At 71.2% G+C, this 17,026-nt stretch carries 15 protein-coding genes and 1 pseudogene; 10 read left to right on the top strand and 6 right to left on the bottom strand.

The features are described from left to right. Window positions 1-17 precede the first annotated feature (17 nt). From ACGFZA_RS03550 to thrS, 3 genes and pseudogenes are all read left to right on the top strand, one after another. Window positions 18-797, top strand: coding sequence for a hypothetical protein (locus tag ACGFZA_RS03550; protein WP_385275575.1), 780 nt, complete (start codon window positions 18-20; stop codon window positions 795-797). A gap of 196 nt (window positions 798-993) precedes the next feature. After that, a complete protein-coding gene (locus ACGFZA_RS03545; protein ID WP_385275578.1) occupies window positions 994-1,752 on the top strand; it encodes a class F sortase in 759 nt (252 codons plus the stop codon). A 198-nt stretch (window positions 1,753-1,950) separates the two neighbouring features. Next, a pseudogene (thrS, locus tag ACGFZA_RS03540) lies at window positions 1,951-3,180 on the top strand (threonine--tRNA ligase); the annotation flags it as partial. 73 nt (window positions 3,181-3,253) lie between these two features. On the opposite strand, the gene ACGFZA_RS03535 reads toward thrS, so the two are convergent. Continuing rightward, the gene (locus ACGFZA_RS03535) at window positions 3,254-4,450 is read right to left on the bottom strand and encodes an MFS transporter (protein WP_393676875.1); all 1,197 of its coding nucleotides are present in this window, start codon (window positions 4,448-4,450) and stop codon (window positions 3,254-3,256) included. A gap of 78 nt (window positions 4,451-4,528) precedes the next feature. Between ACGFZA_RS03535 and ACGFZA_RS03530 the strand changes: the two genes are divergently transcribed. The 3 genes from ACGFZA_RS03530 (at window position 4,529) to ACGFZA_RS03520 (ending at window position 6,641) form a co-directional block, all read left to right on the top strand. Further along, window positions 4,529-5,107 (top strand): sugar O-acetyltransferase, encoded by a 579-nt coding sequence (locus ACGFZA_RS03530; protein ID WP_385275584.1) that lies wholly within the window; start codon window positions 4,529-4,531, stop codon window positions 5,105-5,107. Window positions 5,108-5,133: 26 nt separating this feature from the next. After that, window positions 5,134-5,691, top strand: a complete 558-nt coding sequence (locus tag ACGFZA_RS03525; protein WP_385275587.1) for a TetR/AcrR family transcriptional regulator — start codon at window positions 5,134-5,136, stop codon at window positions 5,689-5,691. Between the two features lie 104 nt (window positions 5,692-5,795). Beyond that, window positions 5,796-6,641 carry a class I SAM-dependent methyltransferase gene (locus tag ACGFZA_RS03520; RefSeq protein ID WP_393676872.1) on the top strand — a complete coding sequence of 282 codons (846 nt, stop codon included), beginning with the start codon at window positions 5,796-5,798 and terminating at the stop codon, window positions 6,639-6,641. Here ACGFZA_RS03520 and ACGFZA_RS03515 read toward each other — a convergent pair. After that, window positions 6,607-7,407, bottom strand: a complete 801-nt coding sequence (locus tag ACGFZA_RS03515; protein WP_393676870.1) for a class I SAM-dependent DNA methyltransferase — start codon at window positions 7,405-7,407, stop codon at window positions 6,607-6,609. The genes ACGFZA_RS03520 and ACGFZA_RS03515 overlap by 35 nt on opposite strands. 429 nt (window positions 7,408-7,836) lie before the next feature. Between ACGFZA_RS03515 and ACGFZA_RS03510 the strand changes: the two genes are divergently transcribed. Next, the gene (locus ACGFZA_RS03510; protein ID WP_393676868.1) at window positions 7,837-9,648 is read left to right on the top strand and encodes a coagulation factor 5/8 type domain-containing protein; all 1,812 of its coding nucleotides are present in this window, start codon (window positions 7,837-7,839) and stop codon (window positions 9,646-9,648) included. Between the two features lie 154 nt (window positions 9,649-9,802). Here the strand turns inward: ACGFZA_RS03510 and ACGFZA_RS03505 are convergent, their stop codons facing one another. Then, the gene (locus ACGFZA_RS03505; protein ID WP_393676866.1) at window positions 9,803-10,375 is read right to left on the bottom strand and encodes a TetR/AcrR family transcriptional regulator; all 573 of its coding nucleotides are present in this window, start codon (window positions 10,373-10,375) and stop codon (window positions 9,803-9,805) included. A 147-nt stretch (window positions 10,376-10,522) separates the two neighbouring features. Between ACGFZA_RS03505 and ACGFZA_RS03500 the strand changes: the two genes are divergently transcribed. Beyond that, window positions 10,523-11,452, top strand: a complete 930-nt coding sequence (locus ACGFZA_RS03500; RefSeq protein ID WP_385275602.1) for an SDR family oxidoreductase — start codon at window positions 10,523-10,525, stop codon at window positions 11,450-11,452. A 64-nt stretch (window positions 11,453-11,516) separates the two neighbouring features. Here the strand turns inward: ACGFZA_RS03500 and ACGFZA_RS03495 are convergent, their stop codons facing one another. From ACGFZA_RS03495 to ACGFZA_RS03485, 3 genes are all read right to left on the bottom strand, one after another. Next, the gene (locus ACGFZA_RS03495) at window positions 11,517-12,893 is read right to left on the bottom strand and encodes an alpha-amylase family protein (RefSeq protein ID WP_393676863.1); all 1,377 of its coding nucleotides are present in this window, start codon (window positions 12,891-12,893) and stop codon (window positions 11,517-11,519) included. Window positions 12,894-13,075: 182 nt separating this feature from the next. Next, window positions 13,076-13,933 (bottom strand): ABC transporter permease, encoded by an 858-nt coding sequence (locus tag ACGFZA_RS03490; protein ID WP_393676861.1) that lies wholly within the window; start codon window positions 13,931-13,933, stop codon window positions 13,076-13,078. Continuing rightward, window positions 13,930-14,838 (bottom strand): ABC transporter ATP-binding protein, encoded by a 909-nt coding sequence (locus ACGFZA_RS03485; protein WP_385275611.1) that lies wholly within the window; start codon window positions 14,836-14,838, stop codon window positions 13,930-13,932. Before ACGFZA_RS03485 ends, ACGFZA_RS03490 begins: the two co-directional genes overlap by 4 nt. Before the next feature lie 132 nt (window positions 14,839-14,970). On the opposite strand from ACGFZA_RS03485, the gene ACGFZA_RS03480 reads away from it, so the two are divergent. Both ACGFZA_RS03480 and ACGFZA_RS03475 read left to right on the top strand, forming a co-directional pair. After that, on the top strand, window positions 14,971-16,194 hold the full coding sequence (locus tag ACGFZA_RS03480; RefSeq protein WP_393676858.1) for a sensor histidine kinase: 1,224 nt from the start codon (window positions 14,971-14,973) through the stop codon (window positions 16,192-16,194). Beyond that, complete coding sequence (locus ACGFZA_RS03475) at window positions 16,191-16,874, top strand: response regulator (protein WP_385275617.1); 684 nt, start codon at window positions 16,191-16,193, stop codon at window positions 16,872-16,874. Before ACGFZA_RS03480 ends, ACGFZA_RS03475 begins: the two co-directional genes overlap by 4 nt. Window positions 16,875-17,026: the final 152 nt, after the last annotated feature.

Below are 17,026 nucleotides of genomic sequence, written 5' to 3'. Positions count from 1 at the left end.
AAAGGAAATGTGTTCAGATGCGCTCTGCCCGCACACTGTTCGCTTCGGCCGCCGTCACGGCGGTCCTCACGATCACAGCCCCCTCCGCCTACGCCATGACGGCCGGCGACTGGGAGCACGACAGCGGTTCGTCCTCCAGCAGCGAGGACGGCGGCTGGACGAAGGACAAGCCCAACGGCGGTGTCCACACCGGCGGCGGCGCCCTGGCCAAGACGGTCGCCGGCGACGAGCACGGCAAGTCGGACGACGAGGGCTGGAAGAAGGACAAGCCCCACGGTGGCGTCCACACCGGCGGCGGCGCGCTGTCGATGACGGTCGCCAAGGAGTGGCAGCCCGGCAACGACGAGGAGAGCGGCTCGTCCGACTGGAAGAAGGACAAGCCCAACGGCGGCGTCCACACCGGCGGCGGCGCGCTCTCGTCGACGGTCGCCAAGGAGTGGCAGCCCGGCAACGACGAGGAGAGCGGCTCGTCCGACTGGAAGAAGGACAAGCCCAACGGTGGCATGCACGCCGGTGGCGGTGCCATGTCGATGACGGTCGCCAAGGAGTGGCAGCCGGGCAACGACGAGGCCGGCAAGACCGAGAAGGCGGACAAGTCCGCGAAGGGCGAGAAGAGCGAGAAGAGCGACGAAGGCTGGAAGAAGGACAAGCCCAGCGGCGGTGTGCACACCGGTGGTGGCGCGATGGCCATGACCGGTGGCGGTCTGGCAGCCGGTTCGCTGCTGCTCCTCGGCGGTGTCGGTGTCGGCGCGTACAAGGTGCGCCGCCGCCAGACGACGGGTGGCGCGATGGCCTGACCCGGCCGCACCGCGAGCCGGTCGCTTCGCAGTCGCGGCCGCCGTCCTTCCGGACGGCGGCCGCGGCGCCTTCGTTTTCCCGGGGACTCCCGCCCGGATCAGGCCCGGGTCGCTCGGCCCGCCCCGACCCGGGCGGGGAGACCCCGGCCCCACGCCACCACCCGCACCGCCCCGCACGGACGAAAGGCACGTTCCCATGGCCGCCCCGCAGTCGCCCGGTTCCCCCTCCTCCCGGACTGCCTCCGACACCGTCTCGCTCGGCCGCGCCCTGCTCTGGCCCGCCGCAGTGGCCGGGCTCGGCATGCTCCTGATCTACAACTCCATCGGCCCCTCGGCCGACGACAAACCACCCGCCCCGTTCGCCGCCCCGGCGCCCGTCGCCCCGGCCCCCGCGGCTCCTGCCCCCGCCGCCTCCTCCTCACCGGCCGCGTCGGTCCCCCGGCAGGCCACCCCCGCCCCCACGCCGACTCCCACCACCGCGCCGGCCCTGTCGCGTTCCGTACCGACCCGGCTCAAGATCCCGGCCATCGCGGTGGACGCCCCCTTCACCCCGCTGTCGATCGGTGCCTCCGGCCGTCTGGACGCGCCTCCGCCGAACGACAAGAACCTGGCCGGCTGGTTCAAGGGCGGCGTGACGCCGGGTGAGCGCGGGGCCTCGATCGTGGCGGGCCACGTCGACACGATGACCGGCCCGGCGATCTTCCTCCAGCTGCGCTTCCTGCGGCCCGGATCGACGGTCGACATCACGCGCGCGGACGGCAGCGTGGCCACGTTCAAGGTCGACACGGTCGAGACGTTCAGCAAGGCGAAGTTCCCCGACAAGCGGGTCTACGCCGACACCCCGGACGCCCAGTTGCGCCTGATCACGTGCGGCGGCACCTACGACAGGAAGGCCAAGGACTACGAGGACAACGTGGTCGTGTTCGCGCACCTCGACTCGGCCAAGAAGGGATGAGCCGCCGTGCTCCCCCGGCGGAAAACCCCGTGCGACGGACCCTGGGCCGCTGCTAGCGTCCCCCGCGTGAAGAAGCGCGCTGCGATGACGACGACGCCGGAGAGTGTCCCGGCGCGCTGACTGCTGACCAGTGAGAAGCCCCGGGGCGAGTGCCCCGGGGCTTCTGCTTGCGGTCACTCGCCCTGCGTACGCGAGGAGACCGCCATGCACGACCACCGCAGGCTCGGCCGTGAGCTGGAGCTGTTCGACACCGACCCGCTGATCGGCGCGGGACTTCCGTACTGGCTGCCGGACGGTGCGGCGCTGCGGCACACCCTGGAGGAGTACATCCGCACCGCCGAGAGGCTGGCGGGCTACCGCCACGTGTACTCACCGGTGCTCGGCAAGCGGGAGCTGTACGAGATCTCGGGGCACTGGTCGCACTACAGCGACGACATGTTCCCGCCGATGGACCTGGGCGGCGAACAGGTCGTCCTGCGGCCGAGTCTGTGCCCGCACCACGCGGTCATCTACCGCTCCCGCTCGCACAGTTACCGCGAACTGCCGCTGCGGATGGCCGAGCTGGGCGGCATGTACCGCTCCGAGCTCTCCGGGGTGCTCGGCGGGCTGACCCGGGTGCGGGCCATCCAGCTGAACGACGCCCACATCTTCTGCACCCCGGACCAGGTCGGCGACGAGGCGCGGGCCGCGCTGGACATGATCCGCCGGGCGTACGGGGCGCTCGGCATCCGGCCGGCCCGCTTCCGGCTCTCGCTGCCGGGCCCGGGCGGAAAGTACGTCGCCGCGCCGGAGATGTGGCAGCGCTCCACCGCCCTGCTGACCGATGTCCTCGACGCCTCCGGGCTGCCGTACGAGGCGGTCGAGGGCGAGGCCGCGTTCTACGGGCCGAAGATCGACGTCCAGGTCGCCGACGCGGCGGGCCGGGAGTCGACCCTGTCGACCGTCCAGGTCGACTTCCACCAGCCGGAACGGTTCGATCTGCACTACATCGGCGCGGACGGGGCGAAGCACCGTCCGGTCATGGTGCACCGCAGCATCATCGGCAGTGTGGAGCGGGCCGTCGCGCACCTCATCGAGCAGCACGGCGGCGCGTTCCCCGCCTGGCTCTCGCCGGTCCAGCTGGTGATCCTGCCGGTCTCGGACACCGAGCTGCCGAACGCCGAGGCTCTCGCCGCGCGTTGCGCCGCCCTCGGGCTGCGCGCGGAGGTCAGCGGGCGGGAGCGTGGCAGCCTGGGGGCAAGGATCCGGGAGGCCCGGCTGGTGCCGTACCAGGCGGTCGTCGGCGCCGCGGAGGCCGCGGACGGGCGGGTGGCGCTGCGTCTGCGGGACGGCCGCCGCCTCGATCCGCTGCCGTCCGCCCGGGTCCTGGAGAGGATCGGCGCGCTGGTCGCGGCGCACAGCACCGAGCTGTGGGACTCGGGAAATTAGGGCCTCTTGCTCGGATCGTGCCGGGCTCCCGGGCCCGGCACCCTGTTCCCGGCCCGATCCAAACGAAAGACCCTCAGGCGATGAGGGGCTCCGCGTCCGCCCGCCGGCCGGTGGCGAGCGATCCGGCCAGGGTGGAAGCGACGGCCAGCAGGGCGAGGACGACGGTCATGGTGAGCCGGAGTCCGATGTGGTCGGCGAGGAAGCCGAGCGCGGGCGGCCCGACGAGGAAGGCGATGTAGCCCGCGGTGGAGACCGCACCGACGCGCGCCGCCGCGTCGTGCGGGTGGTCGCCCGCCGCGGACACGGTGACCGGGAAGCCCAGCGAGGCACCCAGGCCCCACAGCACCGTGGCGGCGCCCGCCATCACCGGGCTCGGCGAGACGATCACCACCGCCAGGCCCAGCGCGGCGATGACCGCGCTGATCCGGACGACCCGGACGGGTCCGTAGCGCTCCAGGAGGGGGCCGCCGGCGAAGCGGCCGAACGTCATCGAGGAGGCGAAGACCAGGAAGGTCAGCGAGCCGGCGGTGGCGCTCACCTCGTATCCGTCCACCATCAGCAACGGCAGCCAGTCGTTGGCCGCCCCCTCCGCGAAGGCCATGGCCAGCACGATCACCCCGATGAGGACGAGCCGCCGGTCCCGCCACACCGTGAACTGGCTCCGCCACCCACCCTCTCCGGCCGTCCCTGCCGTCTCCTTGCCCGTGCCGTGCGGGAGCGCGCGGACGGCCAGGACCGCGGCGGCGGCGACGAGCACCGAGACGGCCGTCAGATGCCAGCCGACGGGAAACGCGGCCGCGGTCAGCGCCATGCCCAGCAGCGCCCCGACGACGGTGCCCAGGCTGAAGCAGCCGTGCAGCACCGGCAGTACGGGCCGGCCGATGAGCCGCTCCACGTCCGCGCCCTCGATGTTGAACGCGACCTCCGCCAGCCCCATCCCACCGCCGAACAGGGCCAGTCCGCAGAAGACCCCGCCCGCCAGCGACACACCCGTGCCGGCGGCGACGACCAGCAGCCCGGCGACGATCAGTCCCGCGCCGACGGTGATCGCCGCCCGGCCCCCGTAACGGCGTACGAGCGGCCCGGAGGCGGTCACGCCGGCCATCGAACCGGTGGACAGCCCGAAGAGCACCAGACCCATCGCGCCGGTGGACACGTCGAGTCCGTCCCTGACGGCCGGGGTGCGCGCCACCCAGGAGGCCATGCCGGTCCCGGCGGCAAGCATGAAGAGGAACAGGGCGGCACGCCTGCGGCGTGTGGCGGCATCCATGAAGCGGGCCTCGGCAGTCCAGAAGGGAAATCAGCAGGAGCGTACGATCGTACGCCCTTGGAGTGTACGATCGTACCCATGACGGACCACTTCGCGGGAGACCCGCGTACGAACCATGAGCGGATGCTCGCCGGGGACCTCTACGTCGCCGACGACCCCCACATCGTGGAAGCCCAGCGGCGGGCCGTGCGCCTCGCCGCCCGGTATCTCGCGGCCTACACAGAGGACCCCGACGCCGCGCAGCCCGTCGTCGCCGAGCTCCTGGGAGGCCTCGGCGCCGGTGCGCACATCCGGCCGCCGCTGTACGTGGACTACGGCTCGTACATCACGGTCGGCGAGGACACGTTCATCAACTACAACCTCACCGCCCTGGACGTGGCCCCGATCACCATCGGCCGCGACTGCCAGATCGGGCCGAACGTCCAGCTGCTCACCCCCACCCACCCGGTGGAACCGGAGCCGCGCCGGGACAAGCTGGAAGCGGCGAGGCCGATCACGATCGGCGACAATGTCTGGCTGGGCGGCGGCGCGATCGTGCTGGCCGGGGTGACCATCGGGGACAACAGCGTCATCGGCGCGGGAGCCGTCGTGACCAAGGACGTGCCCGCCAACGTGGTCGCGGTCGGCAACCCGGCCCGGGTGATCCGCTCGATCTAGAACCCCTCTCGGCAGAAGGAACCACCGTGGCGACCGGACAGAACGACCCCGAGCGGCGGGAACGCATCATCACCGCCGCGCTCGACCTGATCGCCGAGGAGGGGGTCGCCGGGACCTCGCACCGCAAGGTCGCCGCGCGTGCCGGTGTGCCGCTCGGCTCGATGACGTACCACTTCGGTGGCATGGACGAGCTGCTGCGGGAGGCGTTCACACGCTTCTCCAGCAGCATCGTCGCCGTCTTCGAGCAGCGTCTCGGCGCAGCCTCGACTCCCGACGAGGCCCGCGAGGCGGTCGCCGATCTGGTCCACCACCTCTCCGGTGGCAACCAGCGCGAGCTCGTCCTCACCCACGAGCTGTACACCCTCGCCGCCCGCAAGCCGGCCTACCGCGAGCTGACGCGGGAGTGGATGCGCCGCAGCCGCGTCGCCCTGGAGTGGCACTTCGACCCGGCGACGGCACGTCAGCTCGACGCGCTGATCGAGGGCCTGTCCATCCACCGCGCCCTGGAGACCGAGCCCCACGACCGGGCCCTGACCGTCGAGGCGATCGCCCGCATCACCCGCGCCCACGGCGCACGTTCCTGACACCTGCCCCCCCCACACTCCTGGCCGGCACCCCACCTGACCAAGGTGCCGGCCAGGTCGCTCCTGTGGTTCGCTGCTCACGAGGCGGACCGAAGGGACTGGGCATGGCTGAGGAATGGCAGTGGGACAGCACCCTGTTCCGGGGCAGCGCGGCCCACTACGCGCGCGGGCGGCTGCCGTACGCACCCGGCTACGCGGACGTACTCGCCGACGCGCTCGGCCTCACCGGACGCGGCCGGCTCCTCGACGTCGGGTGCGGGCCGGGCACCGTGACGCTCGACATGGCGCGGTACGTCACCGAGGTGGTGGGGCTCGACCCGGACGCGGACATGCTGGCCGAAGCGGACCGCCGGGCCCGAGCGCGCGAGCTGCACCGCGTGCGCTGGGTCCACGCCCGGGCCGAGGACCTGCCGGCGGACCTCGGTCTGTTCCACGCCGTGGTCTTCGCCCAGTCGTTCCACTGGACGGAGCGGGAACGGGTCGCGGCCACGGTGCGGGACATGCTGGAGCCGGGCGGGGCGTTCGTTCATGTGAACGACCTGAAGGATCCGCCTCCCGCTTCGGGGCCGCTCCCCCTGCCCGCGCCTCCGTACGAGCGCATCGCGGACGTGGTGCGCCGACGCCTGGGCCCGGTGCGCCGCGCCGGAAGCGGAATGCTGGTCCACGGCACAGCGAACCAGGAGGAACGGGTGCTGGAGCAGGCCGGGTTCGGGAGCTGCGAACGGCATGTGGTGCCCGCCGGGGAGGTCGTCGTGCGCGGCGCCGACGACCTCGTGGCGTGGGTGTTCTCCCGCTCCGACTCGGCCCCCCACCTGTTCGGTGACGAACGGGCGGACTTCGAGCAGGAGGTGCGCACCGTGCTGCGCGACGCCTCGCCCGGCCTCCGCTTCGCGGAGCGGCTGCCGGCGACCGAGATCAGGATCTGGCGTAAGCCGCGCGGGGAGCGCTGACGGCGTCGGACCGACGGCCCGCCAGACAGGCCCATGGCCAGGTGTCGCCCTCGCCCAGCATCCGTGCGGTGACGGTGAACCCGGCCCGCTCCATCAGTTCGCCGACCCGGTCGGGCGAGAGCAGGTGGATGTCGTAGAACACGCCGCCGTCCCGCTCGCGCCCCGCGTACGGCTGGTCCTCGCCGGCATGGAACCCGAGCAGCAGCCGGCCGCCGGGAGCCAGCACCCGGTGGAACTCGGCGAACAGGCCGGGCAGCATCGGCGGAGGCGTGTGCATGATCGACCACCAGGCGACGGCACCCCCGAGCTCCCCGTCCGACAGCTCCAGACGGCTCATCGAGCCCACGTCGAACCGCAGTTGCGGGTGGCTGCGCCGGGCGATGTCCACCATGCGCGGCGACAGGTCCACGCCCCGGACCGCGAGACCTTGCGCAGCCAGGTGCGCGCTCACGTGCCCCGGCCCGCACCCGAGATCGGCGACGGGCTGGCCGCCGTCGCCCCGTACCTCCTCGGCGAACGCGCCGAGCATCGCCCGTCCCCACACGTCCTGCGCGAAGGCACCCTTCACGCGCTCGGCATAGCCCTCGGCCACGGTGTCGTAATAGGCCCTGGTCGCTGTCAGTCGGGCGGCGTCCGTCACATCGCCCGACCCTAGACCACCCGGCTCCGGCCCGTCGGCCCGGGCGCCGACCGTCCCCGTCGGGCCCGCGACCGACGCGGCCGGGTCCGCGCCGGCGTACCGGTACGCGCGGAGCGCGGACTGCATCGCAGGTGCGGCGAGTTCAGCATCTCCGACGAACTGACAGGCTCCGACGGCGAGCTCGGAGAATGCGGCGAACTGACATGCCCCGACGGCGAGTTCGGAGAGTGCGGCGAACTGGCATTATCCGGCGGCGAGTTCGGAGAGTTCGGCCTCTTCGACGAACTGGCGTTCTCCGGCGGCACGTTCGGAGAGTTCGGCAACATCAATTTCTGAACTCAGCCGCACCCCGAACTGAGAGCGAAGCGGGTCAATTGCCGTTCCCCTGACGTTAATTATTGCGCCCAGAGGGATCGGTTGAGGCTCCTGTTGCACACCTCTTGACGTGTCCCGGGTAACGGCGGAACCATCGACACCGGTCGGAGAGCGCTCTCAGAGCGCTCTCAGAGCAAGCACGTCGTGTCACCCGCACCACGACCCAGGAGACGTACGCCCATGCATGTTCCCCCCACGGAAACCCCCACCACTCCCCCCACGGGAACCCCCACAGCACCCCGGCGCAGGCGCAGGACCCGCTCGTTCGGGTTCGCCGCGTTCGCCGTTTCCCTGCTCATGGCCGTCCCCACGGCGCAGACCGCCTTCGGCGAGAACGCGCAGGCCATCGAGGGCGGCGGCGATCTCGGACCCAACGTGATGGTGTTCGACCCGTCCACGCCGGACATCCAGGCCAAGGTCGACGAGGTGTTCAAGAAGCAGGAGTCGGCGCAGTTCGGTGACGGCCGCTACGCGCTGATGTTCAAGCCGGGCACGTACAACAACATCAACGCGCAGATCGGGTTCTACACCCAGATCGCCGGCCTCGGGCTGAACCCGGACGACACCACGTTCAACGGTGATGTGACCGTCGACGCGGGCTGGTTCAACGGCAACGCCACGCAGAACTTCTGGCGCTCGGCGGAGAACCTCGCACTCAACCCGGTCAGCGGCACCGACCGCTGGGCCGTTTCCCAGGCCGCTCCCTTCCGCCGGATGCACGTCAAGGGCGGTCTCAACCTCGCGCCCGACGGCTACGGCTGGGCGAGCGGCGGGTACATCGCCGACAGCAAGATCGACGGCCAGGTCGGCCCGTACTCGCAGCAGCAGTGGTACACCCGCGACAGCTCCATCGGCGGCTGGGGCAACGGCGTCTGGAACATGACGTTCTCCGGCGTCGAGGGCGCGCCCGCCCAGAGCTTCCCCGAGCCGCCGTACACGACCCTGGAGAACACCCCGGTCTCGCGCGAGAAGCCGTTCCTGTACCTGGACGGCAACGACTACAAGGTGTTCGTCCCCGCCAAGCGCACCAACGCACGCGGCACGTCATGGGGCAACGGCACTCCGCAGGGCGAGTCGATCCCGCTGGACCAGTTCTACGTGGTCAAGCCCGGCGCGACGGCGGAGACCATCAACGCGGCCGTACAGCAGGGCCTGCACCTGCTGTTCACGCCCGGTGTCTACCACGTCGACCAGACGATCAACATCGACCGCGCCGACACGGTCGCGCTCGGTCTGGGTCTCGCGACGATCGTCCCGGACAACGGGGTCACGGCCATCAAGGTCGGTGACGTGGACGGTGTGAAGCTCGCCGGACTGCTCATCGACGCCGGTACCACCAACTCCAAGTCGCTGATCGAGGTCGGCACGGAGGGCTCGACCACGAGCCACGCGGACAACCCGACGTCCCTCCAGGACGTGTTCGCCCGGGTCGGCGGCGCGGGGGCCGGCAAGGCCACCACCGCCATGGTGATCAACAGCAACGACACGATCATCGACCACACCTGGCTGTGGCGTGCCGACCACGGCGAGGGCGTCGGCTGGGAGACCAACCGTTCCGACTACGGCCTCCAGGTCAACGGCGACAACGTGCTGGCGACGGGCTTGTTCGTCGAGCACTTCAACAAGTACGACGTCCGCTGGTCGGGCGAGAACGGGAAGACGATCTTCTTCCAGAACGAGAAGTCGTACGACGCCCCGAACCAGGCCGCCGTGCAGAACGGCGACACCAAGGGGTTCGCGGCCTACAAGGTCGACGACTCCGTCACCACCCACGAGGGCTGGGGGCTGGGCAGTTACTGCTACTACAACGTCGACCCGACGATCGTGCAGGGTCACGGCTTCGAGGCACCGGTGAAGCCCGGCGTGAAGTTCCACGACCTGCTCGTCGTCTCCCTCGGCGGTCAGGGCCAGTACGACCACGTCATCAACGACACGGGCTCGCCCACCTCGGGGACGTCCACCGTTCCGTCGCAGGTGGTGTCCTTCCCGTAGGGAAGCGAACGGTGCGCTTCCCGTAGGGAAGTGAACGGTGCCGGGAGACGTTCGCCGTACCGCGTCCGCCCGGCACCGTCCCCACCCCTGCCACCATTCCGCCCTGCCCCGCGACACCGTGCGCCCCGTCCTTCCGTGACGGGGCGCACTGCTGTCAGGCGCCGCCGCCCGCCGTCAAGGACTTGAGCTCGTCGAGCGCCTCCTGGATGAACCGGCCCATGCCCTGTTCGCCGGTGGCGCCGATCCAGCGCACGAACGCGACCTTGAAGACGGCGACTCCCGCCTCGCCCGCCAGGCTCGCGGCCGGCTCCGTGACGCCGCGGGCCCGCAGCGCCTCGGCGAGGGCCGCGGCGAGGGAGTCGAGCTTGACCAGCTCCCGCTCCTGAAGCTCCGCATTGGCCGAGATGATCTTCTGCCGCTGCCGGGACTGTTCGCGCCGCTCGTCGAACACGGCCGCGGCGGCGTGGAGCGCCGCGGCCACCGCGTCGATCGGCGAGGCGGTGGCGGGCGCCTCGGCGAGGGTGTCCACGAGCAGTCCCTGGAGCAGGACCGAGCCCCCGAACAGGACCTCGCGCTTGTCGGCGTAGTGCCGGAAGAACGTGCGCTCCGTGAGCCCCGCCCGTCCGGCGATCTCGGTCACGGTCGTCTTCTCGTAGCCGCGCTCACCGTAGAGCTCCATCGCGGCCTGCTCCAGCCTGCCCCGCGCGTTCGGCTCCCATCGACTCATGCCGCCGATTCTATGTGCCGCCGACTCCGCGTGATGACAGTGACCGACATCAGGAGTAGGGTGATGTCAGTCGCTGACATTGACCCGTGTGGTGCTGCCCTTTCCGACGGCACGATCCGCACGGTCGACCAACCCGGGAGGTCTCCCATGCGTGTATTCATGACCGGCGCGTCCGGCTGGATCGGCTCCGCCGTCGTCCCCGAGCTCGTCGGCGCGGGCCACCAGGTCGTCGGGCTCGCCCGCTCGGACGCCTCGGCCGAGGCGCTCACCGCCGCAGGCGCCGAGGTGCTGCGCGGCGACCTGGACGGCCTCGGCGCCCTGCGCGACGCGGCTGCCGGTGCCGACGGCGTGATCCACCTGGCGTTCAAGCACGACATCGCCTTCTCCGGGGGCTTCCAGGACGCGGCCGACGCGGACCGCCGCGCCGTCGAGACCTTCGGCGAGGCGCTCGCGGGTTCGGGCAAGCCCTTCGTCATCGCTTCCGGCACGCTGGGGCTCGCCCCGGGCCGTGTCGCCACCGAGCGGGACGGCCTGAGCCCCGGCCATCAGGCGCCGTTCGAGGGCGCACGGGCCCGGCTGGCCACGGCCCTGCTGACCATCGGCCTCGCCTCGCGGAACGTCCGCTCGTCCGTCGTGCGCTTCCCGCCGACGGTGCACGGCGAAGGGGATCACGGGTTCATGGCGGCCCTGGTCGGCACCGCCCGCGACAAGGGCGTCTCCGGCTACATCGGCAACGGCGCCAACCGCTGGCCGGCCGTGCACCGCGCCGACGCCGCGCACCTCGTCCGCCTCGCACTGGAGAACGCCCCCGCGGGGTCGACCCTGCACGCGGTCGGCGAGGAGGGCGTCCCGCTTCGCGAGGTCGCCGACACCATCGGCCACCGGCTGGGCCTCCCCGTCGCCTCCGTCTCTCCGGAGGACGCGGAGGCGCACTTCGGCTGGCTGGGCGGAGCCGTGAGCATGGACGGGCCGGCCTCCAGCGACCTGACCCGCGCCTCGTTCGGGTGGCAGCCGACGCACCCGGGGCTGATCGAGGACCTCGCCAAGGGGCATTACTTCGACGCCCCGTCCGCATGACGGCGCACCACCGGCCGGGTGTCTCCGACGGAGGCACCGACGGCCAGTGGCACCCGGTCGGAGATCAGCCGTGCAGTGCCAGCGCGCCCTTCGCCGGTACGGTCGCCGTCACCGTGCCGCCGTCTCCGACCTGCACCGTGTTGCCGTCACAGGCGTCCGGGGCAGCCTGCGCCACATTGCAGTAGGTGCCTGCGGGAAGCGAGGTGCTGAACGTCTGCCGGAGCTCGCCGTCGCCGTTGTTGATGGCCACGAAGCCCTTGTCACCGCGGCCGAAGGCGATCGCCGACGAGCCGTTGTCCCACCAGTCGGTCAGCTCCGCGCCCGCCGTGGCGTTGTGGAAGCCGACCATGCCGGTGATCGCCGTCTGCGCGTGTGTACAGGTCCACCCTTCGCCGCCGCACGCGGCCGCACCGCCGTTCGGCGGGCCCGCGTCCTTGTCCGACCACGCGTAACCGGAGTAGACGTTCGGGGAGCCGTAGGGAGAGGCGAGCATGAAGACGTTGGCCAGGCTGTAGGCCGCGCCGTCCTTGTACGTCAGCGTGGAACCGTTGCGCTCGGTGTCCCAGTTGTCGACGAACGTGCGGGCGCTCGCGCTCGCCAGCTTGCCGTCGGCGATGTTCTTCAGACCTGTGAGCGAACCGCCCTGGAAAGCGCTCTTGAGGTGGCCGCCGTACCGGAACTCGTCGACATCGCCGACGCCGGTGTACTCGTCGGGCTGGACCGCCTCGCCGCCGCCGTAGATGACCTCGGTGACCCAGAAGCCCGGGTCGGACATCTTGCCCTTGATCGCGGCGATGTCGTCGGCGGCCATGTGCTTGGCGGCGTCGATGCGGAAGCCGTCGACCCCCAGGCCGCGCAGGTCGGAGAGGTATGCGGCGATCGTCGTACGGACGGCATCACTGCCGGTGTCGAGGTCGGCCAGGCCCACCAGTTCGCAGGTCTGGACATCGCCCCGGTCACCGTAGTTGCTGATGTCCTTGCGGCAGCCGTGGAAGTCCTGGTCCTGGAAGTACCCGGGGTAGGCGTACTTCGTGTACGCCGTGCCGCCGGTCCCGGTGCCCGAGCCGGACGACATGTGGTTGATGACGGCGTCTGCCACGACCTTCACTCCGGCCGAGTGACAGCTCTCCACCATGGACGTGAACGCATCGCGGTCCCCGAGGTGTCCGGCGATCTTGTAACTGACCGGCTGGTAGGAGGTCCACCACTGGTCGCCCTGAATGTGTTCGGAGGCGGGCGAGACCTCCACGTAGCCGTAGCCGGCCGGACCGAGCGAGTCCGTGCAGGCCCGGGCCACAGCGTCGTACTTCCACTCGAACAGGGTGGCGGTGACGGTCTTCTCGCCCGGTGGGGTCGCTTGGGAGGTCCAGGGGGCGAGGGCGGTGATACCGGCGGCGGCGAGCAGGCCGGCCAGGGTCGCGCGAGCGACGCGGGAACTCAATTGCGGCTCCTTCGTTCGCGGGTACGGATGTGGGGTCCGCACCCGGCGTGGGTGGCCACGCGCCTGGCCACCGTGGGGGACTTCGGAGCCTGCCGCCACGGCAGTGAACACGTCAAGAGAGTCGCAAGAATTTCCAGCAGGTTTCTGAAATATATTGCGGGGCAAGCGAGTTGTGGAACCGGTCATTGGTCCCGGTGGTGCACCGCGACCACGGCGACCGCTCCCGCCAGGAGCGCCCAGAGCGCGTAAACCGTCCAGGCCCCGGAGACCGTCCACGGATAGAGGCCAGATGCATGGAGATCCGAGACGGACAGCCGCTCCCACGCGCTGTAGGGAAGCGTGTGCTGAAGCACCGCCGTCAGGTGCCGGCGGTCGCTCAGCACCATCGGGAGCAGAAGCAGCACGACCACGCACCCGATGACGGAACCTCCGGTGTGGCGGATCACCGCCCCGATCGCCAGGCCCGCAAGCGCGGCCACCGGCGCGAGCAACGCAGAGGCGACGACGAGGCGCAGGGCGCCGGGGTGGGAGAGGGAGACCGAGGCGTCCCGGCCGGAGAGGATCGCCTGTGTCGAGGCGAACGAGGCCAGGGCGACGAGTGCGCCGAAGACAGTGGTGACCACGGTCAGGACGAGGGCCTTGGCGGCCATCAGCGAGCGGCGGGCCGGGACGGCGGTGAAGGTGGTGCGTAACAGGCCGCTGCCGTACTCGCCGGTGATCGATACGGCACCGATCGCGGCGACGGCCAGCACCAGCACCAGGGCCCCGTTCCCGGTGAAGGCGTCCATGAGCGGTGAGCCGTTGGCGATGAAGGACTCGCGGCCGCGGTCGTCGTACTGGTACCAGTACTTGTAGTGGTCGTAGGCCGTGCCGGCGTTGAAGGCGATGACGGCCAGCGCGGTGATCGCGTACATCCAGGAGGTGGAGCGCAGCGACCACGTCTTGAGCCACTCGGCGGTGAGCAGCTCACGGAAGCGGGCACGGGGTTCGTCCTCGGTCATGCGGGTGCGTGGCGCTGTCGTGGGCGCGGCCATGGTCATCGGGTCTCTCCTGCGAGGTATTCGACGCTTTCTGCGGTGAGTTCCATGAACGCGTCTTCCAACGAGGCGCCGGACGTGCTGAGTTCATGGAGCAGTACGCGGTGATGCAGGGCGAGCTCACCGATGCGGGCGGCGGTGAGCCCGGTGACCGTGAGCCGATCGCCATCCCGGACCACGTCGGCGCCCTCCCCGGTGAGCAGCGGGGTCAGTGCTGCGGGGTCGGTGGTGCCTACCGTCACGCTGAGGCGGCTACTCCGGGCGGCGAACGCCGTCAGGCTCTCGGCTGCGATGAGTTCGCCGCGGCCGATGACGACGAGCCTGTCGGCGGTGTGCTCCATCTCCGTCATCAGGTGGCTGGAGACGAATACGGTGCGGCCCTCGGCTGCGAGCCGGCGGAACAGGCCGCGCACCCACAGCACCCCTTCCGGGTCGAGGCCGTTGAGCGGCTCGTCGAAGAGCAGCACCGGCGGGTCGCCGAGCAGCGCGGTGGCTATACCGAGGCGCTGGCGCATCCCGAGGGAGAAGCCGCCGATCCGGCGGCGGGCCGCCCCGGCGAGACCCACCTCATGGAGCAGCTCGTCGACCCGGGAGCGCGGGATGCCGTTGCTGCGGGCCAGCACGGCGAGATGGGCGCGGGCGGTGCGGCCGCCGTGCACGTCACCCGCGTCCAGGAGGGCGCCGACGTGCCGCAGCCCGCGCGGATGCTCTCGGAACGGCCGGCCCCGGAGGGTGGCCGTCCCGGCGGTCGGCTCGACCAGGCCCAGCAGCATCCGCAGCGTGGTGGTCTTGCCGGCCCCGTTGGGTCCGAGGAAGCCGGTGACCTCGCCCGGCCGGACGGTGAAGGTGAGGTCCTTGACGGCGGTGGCGCCGCCGTATCGCTTGGTCAGTCCGTTGACTTCGATCACACCGTCAACTGTCCTGTGCGTGGCCACCGTTCGTCGTCGGACCGGCGGTGACACCTGCCCGGCCCGGTGTCGACCCCGGTTGTACAACCGTGGCCCGATGCCCGTCCGGGGGGCGGTGGCTACGATCGGCGCATGTCCGATTCACCCTCTCTGCCTCGTCTCAAGCGCGTGCCGCCTGGTTGGTGGGTAGGCATGGGCTGGTACGCGGGCATGCTCCTCACCTTCCTCGTGCGGGTGCGGCTGCCCGGCGAGTACGAGCCGTCCGTCCGGCCCGGGGTGCTGCTCTACCGGTGGGACGGCCTGCTGACGCAGCTGCTCGCCACCGCCCTGGCAGCGGCCGGCTGCTTCTTGCTGGAGCGGCGTCCACTGAGGGCCCTGGCGCTGGTGCTGGGCGCCGCCGCGCTCGCCACGTTCTCGCTGAGCGTGGGAGAGATACCGCTCGCCCAGTTCCTGGCCGTCGATGTGGCGCTGTACTTCATAGCCGCCACCCGGTCGCGCCGGACCGCTCTCGTCGCCCTTCTGATGGCCCTCGGCACCCTCACCGGCTTCCTGGCCGTCCGGTTGCTCGCCGGGTGGCACGTCGGCACGTCGGCGGAGCTGGTCGTCGCGCTGACCGCGGTCGTCGCCTGGCTGGTGGGAGGCTCGGCGTACGAGACCCGTCGGCACGGCGAGACCCTGGCCGCGCGGGCTGCCGAACGGGCGGTGGTGGAGGAGCGGTTGCGGATCGCCCGCGAGATGCACGACATGGTCGCGCACAGTGTCGGCATCATCGCCCTTCAGGCAGGTGCGGCGGCCCGGGTCGTGCACACCCAGCCGGAAGCCGCGCGCGAGGCGATGAGTGCGGTGGAGACCGCGGGCCGGGAGACGCTGTCGGGGCTGCGCCGGATGCTCGGTGCGCTGCGTCAGGCGGATCCGGGTCACGAGGGACGGGAAGCGTCGGAGTTGCAGCCCGCGGAGGGGCTGGCCGACGTCGAGCGGCTGGCGCGGTCAACGACCGCCGCCGGGGTCCGGGTCGACGTGGACCTGCGGGGCGAGCCCCGGCCTCTGCCGCCGGACATCGATCTGTCGGCGTTCCGCATCATCCAGGAGTCGGTGACCAATGTGGTCCGTCACGCCGCGACCGGTTCCTGCCGGGTGTCGATCGTGTACGGCACCGAGGCGCTCGCCATCGAGGTCGCCGACCGCGGCCGGGGCGCGGGCCTCTCCACCGAACCGGGATTCGGTCTGGTCGGCATGCGGGAGCGGGTCGCCCTGCTGCAGGGAGATTTCACCGCCGCCCCTCATCCGGAGGGCGGCTTCCGAGTGACGGCCCGGCTGCCGGTGCCCGCCACAGCGTCGACGGGAGACGTGGCATGAGCGACGAGACCGCCCAGCCGCCGGCGCCGACCCGCGTCGTGCTCGCCGACGATCAGCCGCTGGTGCGCACCGCACTGCGCATGGTCATGGCCGACACCACCGACATCGACGTCGTCGGTGAGGCGGGGACGGGCGAGGAGGCGGTCCGGCTGACCGCCGAACTGGACCCCGATGTCGTCGTCATGGACATCCGGATGCCGGTGCTGAACGGCATCGAGGCCACCGAGCGGATCGCCGCGAGCCCGGCGACCGCCCATGTGCTGGTCCTGACCACGTTCGACGACGACGACTACGTGTACGGCGCCCTGCGCGCCGGTGCGGCCGGATTCCTGGTCAAGGACATGGCGCTGGACGACATCCTGGCGGCGGTCCGGGTGGTGGCGTCCGGGGACGCGCTGATCGCGCCGAGCGTCACCCGGCGGCTGATCAAGGACTTCGTGGGGCGCCCGGCCTCCCCGTCCCCGCCCCGCCCGCTTCCCGCGATCACCGACCGGGAGCGCGAGGTGCTGATGCTGGTCGGCAGCGGGCTGTCCAACGCGGAGATCGCCGAGCGGCTCGTCATCAGTGTCGCCACGGCCAAGACGTATCTGACCCGGCTGCTCGCCAAGCTCGGCGCGAGGGACCGGGTACAGCTCGTCATCATCGCGTACGAGGCGGGGCTGGTGTCGATTGCCCGGTAGGGAGGACTGCGGGCCCTCCCGTAATCCCGCATGGATCAGCGCGCGGCATCGGATGCGGTGCATCGCAAGGCGGAGGGGCGTTCGCATACTGGATGTATGCGGACGTTCCGACAACAGAGGGGGTCCCCCGTGCCGTTGAGGCTACGGGGGGG

The organism is Streptomyces sp. NPDC048211 (assembly GCF_043202315.1).
Lineage (GTDB): Bacteria > Actinomycetota > Actinomycetes > Streptomycetales > Streptomycetaceae > Streptomyces.
The sequence above is the reverse complement of the archived record's forward strand: the minus strand, read 5'-3'. Positions and strand labels throughout refer to the sequence as shown.

What these genes read in the sequence shown, in the direction of transcription:
- ACGFZA_RS03550 (WP_385275575.1), top strand. Translation starts at nt 18, where the DNA reads ATGCGCTCTGCCCGCACACTGTTCGCTTCGGCCGCCGTCACGGCGGTC.
- ACGFZA_RS03545 (WP_385275578.1), top strand. Translation starts at nt 994, where the DNA reads ATGGCCGCCCCGCAGTCGCCCGGTTCCCCCTCCTCCCGGACTGCCTCC.
- ACGFZA_RS03535 (WP_393676875.1), bottom strand. Translation starts at nt 4,450, where the DNA reads ATGGATGCCGCCACACGCCGCAGGCGTGCCGCCCTGTTCCTCTTCATG.
- ACGFZA_RS03530 (WP_385275584.1), top strand. Translation starts at nt 4,529, where the DNA reads ATGACGGACCACTTCGCGGGAGACCCGCGTACGAACCATGAGCGGATG.
- ACGFZA_RS03520 (WP_393676872.1), top strand. Translation starts at nt 5,796, where the DNA reads ATGGCTGAGGAATGGCAGTGGGACAGCACCCTGTTCCGGGGCAGCGCG.
- ACGFZA_RS03515 (WP_393676870.1), bottom strand. Translation starts at nt 7,407, where the DNA reads ATGCAGTCCGCGCTCCGCGCGTACCGGTACGCCGGCGCGGACCCGGCC.
- ACGFZA_RS03510 (WP_393676868.1), top strand. Translation starts at nt 7,837, where the DNA reads ATGCATGTTCCCCCCACGGAAACCCCCACCACTCCCCCCACGGGAACC.
- ACGFZA_RS03505 (WP_393676866.1), bottom strand. Translation starts at nt 10,375, where the DNA reads ATGAGTCGATGGGAGCCGAACGCGCGGGGCAGGCTGGAGCAGGCCGCG.
- ACGFZA_RS03500 (WP_385275602.1), top strand. Translation starts at nt 10,523, where the DNA reads ATGCGTGTATTCATGACCGGCGCGTCCGGCTGGATCGGCTCCGCCGTC.
- ACGFZA_RS03490 (WP_393676861.1), bottom strand. Translation starts at nt 13,933, where the DNA reads ATGACCATGGCCGCGCCCACGACAGCGCCACGCACCCGCATGACCGAG.
- ACGFZA_RS03480 (WP_393676858.1), top strand. Translation starts at nt 14,971, where the DNA reads ATGTCCGATTCACCCTCTCTGCCTCGTCTCAAGCGCGTGCCGCCTGGT.
- ACGFZA_RS03475 (WP_385275617.1), top strand. Translation starts at nt 16,191, where the DNA reads ATGAGCGACGAGACCGCCCAGCCGCCGGCGCCGACCCGCGTCGTGCTC.